The sequence below is a fragment of the Alloprevotella rava genome (assembly GCF_014195585.1).
In the GTDB taxonomy this organism is placed as follows: domain Bacteria; phylum Bacteroidota; class Bacteroidia; order Bacteroidales; family Bacteroidaceae; genus Alloprevotella; species Alloprevotella rava.
In genome coordinates, this window is the sequence record NZ_JACICA010000001.1 from 222,897 (window position 1) to 234,075 (window position 11,179).

General features: G+C 46.2%; 7 protein-coding genes. 3 read left to right on the top strand and 4 right to left on the bottom strand.

Annotated features, from left to right (window positions below; genetic code table 11):
* Positions 1–38: 38 nt before the first annotated feature.
* From rplS to FHS60_RS00820, 4 genes are all read right to left on the bottom strand, one after another.
* Positions 39–404: a 50S ribosomal protein L19 gene (gene rplS, locus FHS60_RS00805; protein ID WP_183693699.1), complete on the bottom strand. Its 366-nt coding sequence runs from the start codon at positions 402–404 to the stop codon at positions 39–41.
* Positions 405–478: 74 nt separating this feature from the next.
* Entirely contained in the window at positions 479–658 is a 180-nt protein-coding gene (locus FHS60_RS00810) for a hypothetical protein (protein WP_183693702.1), read from the bottom strand.
* Between the two features lie 506 nt (positions 659–1,164).
* Positions 1,165–2,895 (bottom strand): RagB/SusD family nutrient uptake outer membrane protein, encoded by a 1,731-nt coding sequence (locus FHS60_RS00815; protein WP_183693705.1) that lies wholly within the window; start codon positions 2,893–2,895, stop codon positions 1,165–1,167.
* Between the two features lie 56 nt (positions 2,896–2,951).
* On the bottom strand, positions 2,952–5,978 hold the full coding sequence (locus tag FHS60_RS00820; protein ID WP_183693708.1) for a SusC/RagA family TonB-linked outer membrane protein: 3,027 nt from the start codon (positions 5,976–5,978) through the stop codon (positions 2,952–2,954).
* Between the two features lie 311 nt (positions 5,979–6,289).
* Here FHS60_RS00820 and FHS60_RS00825 point away from each other — a divergent pair, with 311 nt between their 5' ends.
* The 3 genes from FHS60_RS00825 (at position 6,290) to FHS60_RS00835 (ending at position 10,868) form a co-directional block, all read left to right on the top strand.
* Positions 6,290–7,120 (top strand): AAA family ATPase, encoded by an 831-nt coding sequence (locus FHS60_RS00825; protein ID WP_183693711.1) that lies wholly within the window; start codon positions 6,290–6,292, stop codon positions 7,118–7,120.
* Positions 7,121–7,132: 12 nt separating this feature from the next.
* Positions 7,133–8,149 (top strand): DUF4435 domain-containing protein, encoded by a 1,017-nt coding sequence (locus tag FHS60_RS00830; RefSeq protein ID WP_183693715.1) that lies wholly within the window; start codon positions 7,133–7,135, stop codon positions 8,147–8,149.
* Positions 8,150–8,216: 67 nt separating this feature from the next.
* Entirely contained in the window at positions 8,217–10,868 is a 2,652-nt protein-coding gene (locus FHS60_RS00835) for a C10 family peptidase (protein ID WP_183693718.1), read from the top strand.
* The last annotated feature ends 311 nt before the right edge of the window (positions 10,869–11,179 follow it).

Sequence of the window (11,179 nt, forward strand, 5' to 3'; positions counted from 1 at the left end):
GTCTCTTTTTACTTGCTTTGCAAAAAAGCAGAAGCGGCTTATTGCTTAACCGTAGCTGTACGCTTTTCACGGATGCGAGCACGCTTACCAGTGAGGTTGCGCAGGTAGTAGAGCTTAGCACGGCGAACCTTACCCACTTTGTTTACCTCAACGCTTTCGATAGCGGGGCTATCCATAGGGAAGATACGTTCAACACCTACAGTACCGCTCATCTTGCGAACTGTAAAGCGCTTCTTGTTACCGTGACCTGCGATTTTGATAACAACGCCGCGGTACAACTGTACACGCTCCTTGTTACCCTCGACAATTTTGTATGCCACAGTTACAGTGTCACCAGCTTTGAAAGTTGGCATCTGGATGCCCGTAGCAAAAGCTTCTTCAGCAATTTTAATTAAATCTGCCATTTTTGATTTGGGAATTAAATATTGTTTGTCGGTCCCAGCATAGCATATACAGTTCATTCGTTCTCTGCCAGCGGCTATGCGGAAAAGCGGTGCAAAAGTACGGCTAATTTCCTGAATAACAAAGCAGGAGTTTCTTTTTCTGCTCTCTTTATGACCAAGAAACGTGTAAACACGTCTTCAGAAGAGAGCTTCATTCGCCTATTACCTGCAATATCTACGCCCCAGAGTTTGAGAAAAAGTTTCAGAAGCTTCATTCTTTTTCCTTCATATTCAGGCTGGTAGAGAGTGAAGCCTTTCTGAAACTTTGAAATGCTCCATCGCAAATATCCTTATCGTGTTCGGAAATACAATAAGCCTATCAGCTGACATCCTTATTGCGTCAGCCAACTCCCTTATTGTAGCTGCGAGCGCCTACAATAAAGCGAAAATATATGCTGATGCTCTCTTCTTCCTACATCTTGTTTTTTGTTGTCACGTCGTCACGTTGTCACATTTTAGTTGTAACTGATTGAAAATATTGATATTATGTGCGTGACAACGGGGTGACAACAAAATGACGAAAAAAGTTTGTTGTCACGCACTTAAATATTTGTTTATCAATAGATTCTCTTCTCTGTGACAACGTGACAATAAAAATAAGCTTTTTCTGGTAGGAGTGTAGAAGCCATATATATCATCATTATTGTTTTTCGATACTAAAAATGGCTCGCAGCACTTTGCTGCGAGCCATAATGTTTTACCTTTTTTATGAAGGTGAGGGTTAGTTGGATGCAGGATTCTGTGTCAACGTACCTTTGTAGCTGTCGATAGCTGTTTGCGGGATGAAATATACCACGCGATAGTCTGTAGCTGGGATATCAACCATAGGATGGTGTGGCCCTGGATAGTGGCGCGTCAGCGTGCCTCCATTGCGGAATACATCATAACTGCGTTCTGCTTCGTAAGCCAGTTCGAGTTGACGCTCTTTGTCTACTAATGTCTTTGCCGTTATAGCTGTGAATTGCGATGCGTTGTATTCGCCTCCCACGATGCTGCGTCCGCGGATTGTGTTGATATCTTGCATAGCCTGAGCGAGATTTCCGAGTTTCACGTTGGCTTCTGCGCGGTTGAGATAAATCTCATCGAGACGGCTGATGATGGGAGAATAGAGATGATTCTCTTCTCCGCCTTCGCGAGAACACTTGACGATGTAGAACATAGGATAAACACGGTTGAGCTTCATCTCGTAGTCGAGCACACCTTGATAGGTCTTTCCGTCGGAATACTGAATGCTATAGAGGCGTTGGCTGGGGTCAACGGGAGTGAGTGTATAGCTCTGCTCATTATTTTCTTGGCATATGATAGTATCGCCTGTATCGCCTGTTTTTTTCGTGTAAGGGATTTGAACGTAGTTGTAGTTCGTTTGCGTTCCATCGTTGTTATACACATTTTTGATAAAGCGGAATACAGGAGTCTTTTTGTCCGTATATTGCGGTTCGATAAACTTAGCGCGGATGTCGGTGTAGGTTCCTTCGTGCCAATCGTTTTGCCCTGTTTCGTTGAGCAGATCCAGATATTTTGCACTGGCGTACATCTCGCCCCAGCCCATACCGCCAATGTTGGCGTACATACCACCGATGCCGAAGTAGTAGTCGTAGCCTGGAAATTCTGATCCGATACGCTTGATGACAAAGATGTCTTCAGTGTTTTTTTCTGGAAGAAGAGTATTGCTCTTGCCATATTCCTCGCGAGTGAGAAGACTGAACTTACCGGAGTTGATAACCATGTCCGAATAGGTGATACACTCGCGTGCGTATTCCTGATTCGGGCTCTCGTACGTACCACTCATGTAGAGATAGATGCGACTCAGCATGGCCCAAGCAGCTTCGCGGCTGGCATAGATGTGAGCCTGCTCACCATGAATGTCTTTCTTCATGAGACTGGCTGCTTTCTTGAGATCGCTGATGGCTTGTTCGTAAGTCTCCTTCACAGTGGAGCGATCGGGCAGAGTTGCCATTGCAGGATTGTCGGGAGTTCCATTGACAATGGGTACGCCCAGATTCTGCTCTGGATTTTGATAATAGGGGCGGCCGTATGCACGGCAGAGATAGAAGTAGAGCATACCGCGGAGATAGTAGCACTCGCCTAATTGCGTGTCAATTTCATCACTCTTTCCTTCGGGCACTTCCTTGATGAGGTTCGATGTTTGAGCAATCACTTTATAGCTGCGATCCCAAAAACTCTGTAAGCGATAGTTGTTAGGGGTGCGGGAGAAAGAGATAAACTCATAGAAAGCATCGGTGGAAGTACCGCGAATCATCATATTGTCGCCTGCATATTCGCCACAGCGGTGCATAACGTCCGACCAGTTTTTGAGGTAGCCATAAGCACCTTTGAGCAGTGAGGGGAAATTCTCGTCAATATTGCCAATGGCTTCATCGCCGTCCATGCTGCTGGCAGGATAGCGGTCTATGTTACAGGAGTTGAAACAGATGGCAGTAATCAGTGCCATAGATTATATGATCTTTTTCATAATGTTCTATATTTTGTCAACTTCAACGTGATGTTTTAGAAATTGATATTTAAGCCAAGAGAGAAGCGGCGCACTGATGGATAAACAGCAGGCCCCGCATTCATACTGCGTGACGCAAAGCGCGCACCAGAATTGTCGCGTAGGTTGCTAGCGGGGAGCTCTGGGTCAACACCTGAATATTTCGTGATGGTGAAAAGATTTTCGGCAGAGAAATAGAGGCGTAGGCTTTCGATAGACCATTGTGGCAACTTCCAAGTGTAGCCAATATTCAAGCTGCGCAACTTCAAGAAGCTTGCATCTTCCAGATAGCGGGAAGAACGTTTGTTGGAATTGGTGTCGTTGTTGTAAGAAGCCAAGGGATGTGTAGCGTTTTCGCCAGGTTTTGTCCACCGGCTCCAGCCCTTTTTGAGTCTCATCTGATTGCGGTCGGTATAAGCGCCATCAGAATCGTATTCTTCACGAGAGTAGTTGTAGAGGTATCCGCCAACGGAGAAACCGAATACGATTTGTGCATCAAAGCCCTTCCAGCGAGCGTTTGAACTGAAACCACCATAAAAGTCGGGATTTGCATCCTTGTTGAGCGTGACAGGATTTGCTTCTGCATAGTTGTGAGTGATGACGCGATTGCCGTTGTCATCTGTCTTATACCACATGGGACGCCCATTGTCTTTGTCTACACCTGCCCATTCGCGCAGATAATAGGTGTCAATGCTAAGTCCCGGTTTGAGCAGTGTCGTTGCCGTGCTGGGGTTGTCGTTCAGAATGATTTGGCTGGTACCACTGTAAAGCTTTTTAATCTCATTCTTATTTGTTCCAAAGTTGGCGTTGAAGCCCCAATAGAGATCGTCACGGTTGATGATGTCCCAACCCAAAGAGAACTCGAAGCCGTTATTGGTCATCTCACCGATATTGTTCCAAATGCTCGTAACGCCCACAACTCCGCTGATGGGAACTTGATAGAGCAAGTTGTTCGTCTTTTTGTGATAATAGTCGAAAGTTAGACGGAGACATTTGAGGATGTTCAAATCAAGTCCGATACCTGTTGTGAATGTCTTTTCCCATGTCAGGTTTGGATTGCCAATTTGCGAGAGGAGCGCACCAGGCGTGCCGTTGTAGCTAGAGCCAATGTTATAGAGGCTGTACTGCGGGAAGAGCGTATGCGGGCGCTGTCCAACAGATCCGTATGCAGCACGTAGCTTCATATAGTCGACCCATGTCGGCGTAAACCATTTTTCTTGAGAGATAACCCAACCTGCACTGATGCTGTAGAAGTTACCATATTTCTTGTTTGCTCCAAAATTGCTGGCGCCATCTCTACGCAGACTCAATTGAGCCATGTATTTATTGTCGTACTGAGCATTAGCGTTGAGAAAATAGCTCTGTACGGCCCATTCGTAGTCGTTTCCTCCCACAGCTTCAGGAGTTGTGGTGACATCAAGTTCGGAGTAACCTTTCATAATGCCTGTTCCTGAAGAACTTGAAGGTGAGAATTTGCCATCGTTGAATTCATAACCTAACAATGCATTGATACCCCAAAGTCCAAAACTCTTGTCGAAGCGTAGGAGTTGGTTAGTGTAGCGACGTTCGCCGATAGAAGAGCTTTCGCTTACACGTCCTATATCTTCTGCACCAGAGGTGCGTGGATCGGTGTAAGATTTATCCTTTTCTGTGAACCACCGATAGCTATTAACACTTGAGAATGTCAACCAATCTGTAAGGCGAATATCGAAGTCGATGTTGCCATTAAAGCGATACTCGTTGCTCTTCGCCCAGTTGTACTGCAATTCGTAGAGATAGTTTGTGGAATTGCTGTTGACCCATGTGTCGGAATAGTTCTTAACAGGTTTTCCTTTTTCATCATAAGGGTTATCCCAAGGCAACATGGAGTACATAGACGTGACATCGCGCTGGCGATCTTCGATATTTGTCTTGCTTCCATCAAAAGAAGGTCTGATTGTCAGCCATGTGTAGGGGCGGAACTCCAATTTATAACGGAGATTGAAGCGTGTGTAGTCGTAACCTCTCACTGCTCCGTTCTCTTTATAAGTGGCGATGCTGAAGAAATTGCGCATTTTTTCTGTACCACCGCTCAAGGTGAGACCATACTCTTGGGTAGACCCTATGTGTGTAGCTTCTTTCCACCAATCGAAATTGCTGTTGCGCAAATCATTATTCCAGCGTGGGAAAGCAATTTCAGCAGCATTGCTGAAAGAAGAATAGTAGTCATATAGTTCCTGCCCGTTCATCATGTGAACGTGTCCATTGTTGAGTACAGAGATACCTGTTTTAGCTGTGACGCCTATTTTAATATTGCCCATAGCTGCGTGTTTTGTTGTAACAACAATTACGCCGTTTGCGCCTTGGCTACCATAGATTGCTGTTGAGGCTGCATCTTTCAGAATAGTGAAGCTCTGTATATCGTCAGGGTTGATGTCACCTGGGTCAGAACCCACAATAACACCATCAATCACCCAAAGAGGGTCGGTGCTACCATTGATAGTCGATTTACCGCGAATGATGATAGACCCCATAGAACCAGGTTGTCCTGAACCAGGAACAACGTCTACACCGGGTACTTTGCCCACGAGCATATTGCCCACATTAGGTGTGGTTGTAGTGCTAGTCAAGTCGGCACCTTTTACAGTTTGCATGGAGCCTGTCATACTGTTACGACGTTGTACTCCATATCCCACAACGACAGCTTCGTTAAGGTTGTTATCCTTGATGCGGAGTTGTACCGTCATGCCATTAACAGCTTTCATTGTAGCTGTTTCATAACCGATAAAACTGAAACGAAGGTTGACACCAGTTGTAGCATCAATGGAGAAATGTCCTTTAGCATCAGTGACGGCACGCGCAGTGCGTCCTGTTACACTAACAGCAACACCTGGCAACGCTTCCCCAGTTTCAGCATCAACAACAACGCCAGAAATTTTCTCGTTTGTTACTTCAATACTGCGTACTGTGGCAGCATGGAGCGATAAGGGACAAGCAGATGCACCAATGAAGGCAGAAAGGATTAGGCCTCCTCGAAACAAGTGCCTCAGAAATGAATTTTCCATACGAGTTAAGATTTAGTGATGAGAATTAAGAATGAACATGTGTTTTGCAGTTTCGAGGTGGGTTCTCCTAAGATTAAGAGTGTTACGCTCAAAGCTGTGTATCCACGGTATAATCATTAAATATAATGATATTTGCAAAGAAACGGAAAAATAAATGTTTTTGCAACTTTTAAGCAAAAAAGTTAGGAAAGAGAAAAATACTGTTAAGAAAAACGGAGGAGATGCAGCGAAGGAAGTATTGGAATGTTTACTAATTTGCCTATCTGCCAGAAACTCAGTATCTTTGCTGCAACTGATAAATATGTTGAGTTATGAAATATGCTAACTATATTCGTCGCATAGATATTCCGAGTCTTTGGTCTGGGCACAAACACATTCTTTGGGAACTAAACCCCGATGTTAATATCTTAAGTGGACGCAACGGAGAAGGGAAGAGTACAATTCTGAATCGTTTGATTCAGCACCTGCGCGAACTTCCTGTTTCTGGCGAACTCTCTCCGGCTGATACCTCGACGGGATTGACAATGGAGTTTGCACCTTCTGATGCAACGGGTATTCGTTATGATATTATCAGGAGTTTCGACCGTCAGTTGGTTAAAAGCGACCATCTGGAGCAACTCACGGATGTTCATGTGGCAACAGAACTCGACTGGCAGCTCTATTTGCTTCAGCGGCGCTACCTCGACTATCAAGTGAATGTGGGAAACCGCATGATTGAACTTCTCACCAGTGGCGACCCCGAAGCGCGGCAGAAAGCTACGGATGCAGCAAGTATCAAAACGCGCTTTCTCGACATCGTTGATGATCTCTTCTCTGAAACGGGGAAGAAAATAGACCGAAAAAGCAACGAACTTCAGTTCTCCCAGTATGGAGAGGTGCTGCAACCTTATGTTCTTTCAAGCGGTGAGAAACAAGTTCTTGTTATTCTTCTGACGGCTTTGACAGAGGATCAGCAGCCTTACGTTCTTTTCATGGATGAGCCAGAAGCCAGTTTGCACTTTGAATGGCAGAAACGACTCGTTGGGCTTATTCGCGAACTCAACCCCAATGCGCAAATCGTTCTCACTACTCATTCTCCCGCTGTCATTATGGATGGTTGGCAAGATGCCGTGACAGAGGTCAGTGATATTACGCTTGACTAATTCTCTCTTACTATGGCTCGGAGATTATCCCAAAATTTGAATTCAGCTTATATAGAAGCGATGAATCGCTTGCAGTCGAAGCAAGAAAGGAAGAAGATTGTTGTTTATGTGGAAAGCTATGACGATGTCTTCTTTTGGAGTACGCTGCTGCGCCCTTTGGAAACGGAGCGTTACTATTTTGAAGTGATGCTCCCTTCGCGCACTAAGCTGAGCAAGGGTAAGAAGGAAGTTCTCGCCAATGAGTTGGGACCACAATTAGGTGCATATATGATTGCTTGCGTGGATGCAGATTATGACTATCTCATGCAGGGAACTACGCTCGTGTCGAAGGAGGTTTGCGAAAATCCTTATGTGTTCCATACCTATGTATATGCCATTGAGAATTTTCAGTGCTATGCTCCCGCGCTCCATAATGTCTGCGTCATGGCAACGCTCAACGATCGGCGACTCTTCGACTTCGAAACATTCCTACAACTCTACTCCGAAATCATCTGGCCGCTCTTTGCTTGGAACATCTGGTGTTATCGCTATGGCGGTTATAAAGAATTTTCGATGCTCGACTTTTATCATATCATCGAAATTTATCAACTCGACTATTATCATCCCGAGCGTACGTTGGAAACTCTGCGCCACCGCGTCAATCAGAAGATTGCACGTTTGCAAAAACGCTTCCCCGAAGGGCGGCAGACTTACAAACCGCTCTGTGCCGAGCTTTTGCGGTTGGGAATGACCCCACAAACCACCTATCTCTATATGCGCGGCCACGATCTCTTCAAGGGGCTGGTGGCTCCCATGCTTAATGGCGTGTGCGAAGTGTTGCGGCGCGAGAAAGAAAATGAGATACGCCGCCTTGCAGTGCATAACGTTCAAGCACAGAACGAACTTGCTTCCTATCAGCACAGCATTGGTCTTGTGGAAGAAATGCTCCGCAAACACACAACCTATACAGATTGTCCAGAGTATCAGCGCGTGCAGGAGGATATAAAGGGACTTTTGAATCAGTTCGAGCATACTGAAAAATCTGAATAAGTGCTGGAATTTCATCCCTCTTTGTTTCTTATTTTTATATCTTATATTTTCACAAAAACTTTTTTACATGAATTTTAACCGACTATCTCGAATTGTCCGCCAGGCCTGTTGTGCCTTTTGTGGGAGTTCGTCTTTTGTCCTTTTTCTTTTAGCTTTTCTTTTGTCGGGCTTAAACGTCCAGGCGCGGGAGGTATCTCCAGACGAAGCGCTTTCTGTTGCCCGCCGATATGTCCGCGTCAATAAGCAAACGCAGCGTGAGTTGCGGATGCGAGCAAAGGCTTCATTGCAGCCCACTCCTTATTATATATATAATGATGCAGGCGGAAACGGTTTCGTTATTGTTGCCGGAAACGACGCGATGGGAGAGGTGCTGGCTTATAGTGCTTCGGGCGTGATGGATACCGCACGTCTGAATCCAGAAGTTTGTTTCTTGCTTCAGAGTTATAGAGAGGTTTACAACCAGCTGAAAAGTAATACCCAACTCACTACTCAGGCTCCTCACGCCCCGAAACCTGCCGATGCCGTTCCCCCGCTTATCAAATCTCGCTGGGGACAGGGCGAACCTTACAATAAGCTCACCCACTACTATACGGGATGTGTGGCCACGGCGATGGCTCAAATCATGTACCACCATAAGTGGCCTTTGCGCGGTCAGGGAAGTAATAGTTACACCGTTACTTATGACGGTCAAACGCGCTCAGCTGATTTTTCGCAGTCGCAGTATGCTTGGGAGCAGATGAGTCCCACTTACACCTATGGTTCTTACACGACGCAGCAGGAAGATGCCGTGGCAAAATTGATGAGCGATGTTGGTATCTCCGTCTATATGCAGTACACGCCAAATAGTAGCGGCGCGCAAAATTTTGCTGCTGCGCAGGCTCTTCGCTCTTATTTCGATTACGATGCTGCCATTGTTACCAAGGAGAATGAGGGAAACGCTCATTTCTTAGAAGTCATCCAGGACGAACTTCGCAAAGGTTATCCGCTCTACATTTCGGGCAGTCAGCGAAGCGGGGCAGGCGGTCATGCCTGGGTGGCTGATGGCTTCGATCGTGAAGGCTTGATTCACATGAATTTTGGCTGGGACGGACAGGCTGATGGCTATTATTCGTTGGCAGCACTCAATCTCTCTTCCTCTGGAACAGAGTTTGGCGGGCGTCCGTTGAGTTTTAATAAGCAGCTCCTCGTTATTTTGGCACGCCCCAATAAGCCGGACGTTCCAAAGATTGAAGAAAGTTTGCGAGAAGATGCACCCAATCTGGCTTTCAATATAGGTGGCGAGATGCACTTCCTCGGTGCTGCACCCCAAAAAGCCACTTCTGATGTGAAGATAGTTTATAGTTCTTTTATCAACCAAAGTTCCCTTCCGTTTATTGGCGATATAGGAATCGGCATCTATGGAGAGGACGGCTCATTGGTGCGTGCTTGCCCCTCCTCTCATCATTCCACGGGTGGCTACACGGCATTTCGCTTCCAACAAGATGAGGGAAAGATGCCGCCCTCGGGACTTATCGTTGACGAAGTTACTTTTACCACTGATTTGTCCGGGCTTCCCAACGGCGTTTATACACTCCTACCCATCGCTGCAGCACGCAAAGGTACAGATGAATGGGGCGCATGGATGAAATTCAAGAAAGCACCGCGTTTTGTCTTAGAGGTGCAGGATGATAACATTTCTTTCCGTGAAAAGGCCTCCACAGAAGCCGCTTTCCAGCTCATGACTGAGCCGGAATTTAAGACCACTTTGCGACCAGGCGAACCCAACGCTGTGCGCCTTGCCATCAGAAAACTCAATGCGCTACCTTTCGACGGACAGGTGAAACTCGAACTGCTCAACGATAGCGATATGCCTGTTGCCGAAGTATTAACGGAAAAAACTGTCGACTTTGAGATGTTCGCCACCACCTTTGTGAAATTTCCGCTGCGCCTACCTGCCGATGTTGCTCCAGGTCGCTACCGCCTGCGTCTGACAATCATCAAGGAGCACACGCTGGAGACCTGTCCCGTGCAAAACATCAACCGCCAGCAAGCCTCCTTTGTGGAGGTTGTCGGTAAGGATGTTTCTTCCGATATCTTTGCAAAGGCCAATGGATTCGCCCAGGACGATTACGGCTCAAGTATGCCGAGCGAAGAAATTGATGTGAGCTATACGCGACTCTTCAAATTGGGCTGCATCGCTTATCTCAACAAGGATAAGGAGTATGAAGGAAAACTCACGCTCCACCTCGTGGATACTGAAACGGAACGACACTTCCCGTTGGCTTCCAGCACTCAAACCGTCCATCTCGCAGGGGAAGATTCCATCGCCACTATTCTGAGCGGATGGCTCAAGGCGAAGGATTTGAAGATCATTAACCACCGCAATTATCGCTTGGCACTGATGGGAGAAATCAATGGGGAGGAAAAAGATCTCTGGCCTCTGTCCATCGACCCTTACTATGTGTCCATTGTTAATGGCCCTTACAATTCTTATCCGGATGACATATTGACGGGACTGACCGATGCGTCGACCCATAGCTCCATGCGCTCCGGAAACGGACTGTTGGAAGTGGAGCAAGAAGGGCTTCAAAGCGTTGAGATCTATGCACTCAATGGTGCGTTGCTCCTGCGTGCTTCTTCCTCCAACCAACCTCGCCTCGTGCTCGCCTTACCTCAAACTCCCTGTGTGGTAAGAGTTGTAACGTTGCACGGTAGCTATTCAAAAGTTGTGTTACAATAACATTTCTTTTCCTTTATCTGACACACTCTCTGCCTCATAATGCCGCATCTTTTGCGCCGTTATGAGGCAGTTCTTTTTGCGTTTGGCTCTGTCTGTAATTATTGTATATGAAAGAGCTTTTGTTCTCTGCCTGAATGTGTCATATTTCTCAATTTAATTCTGCCTGCTATTGATTTAAGAACCAATGTTTTGTAAAAATATCTCTTTTTCTATGGCCTCGAGAATCGGTTGAAATCCAATTTAAAATAAACTGGCGCAAGGGAGAGCCTCACTTGTCCAATGCCTTGAATAAGGCTGTCGGTTGATGCAAT

Coding starts and splice junctions, on each gene's coding strand:
- rplS (WP_183693699.1), bottom strand. CDS start 404: ATGGCAGATTTAATTAAAATTGCTGAAGAAGCTTTTGCTACGGGCATC.
- FHS60_RS00810 (WP_183693702.1), bottom strand. CDS start 658: ATGAAGCTTCTGAAACTTTTTCTCAAACTCTGGGGCGTAGATATTGCA.
- FHS60_RS00815 (WP_183693705.1), bottom strand. CDS start 2,895: ATGGCACTGATTACTGCCATCTGTTTCAACTCCTGTAACATAGACCGC.
- FHS60_RS00820 (WP_183693708.1), bottom strand. CDS start 5,978: ATGGAAAATTCATTTCTGAGGCACTTGTTTCGAGGAGGCCTAATCCTT.
- FHS60_RS00825 (WP_183693711.1), top strand. CDS start 6,290: ATGAAATATGCTAACTATATTCGTCGCATAGATATTCCGAGTCTTTGG.
- FHS60_RS00830 (WP_183693715.1), top strand. CDS start 7,133: ATGGCTCGGAGATTATCCCAAAATTTGAATTCAGCTTATATAGAAGCG.
- FHS60_RS00835 (WP_183693718.1), top strand. CDS start 8,217: ATGAATTTTAACCGACTATCTCGAATTGTCCGCCAGGCCTGTTGTGCC.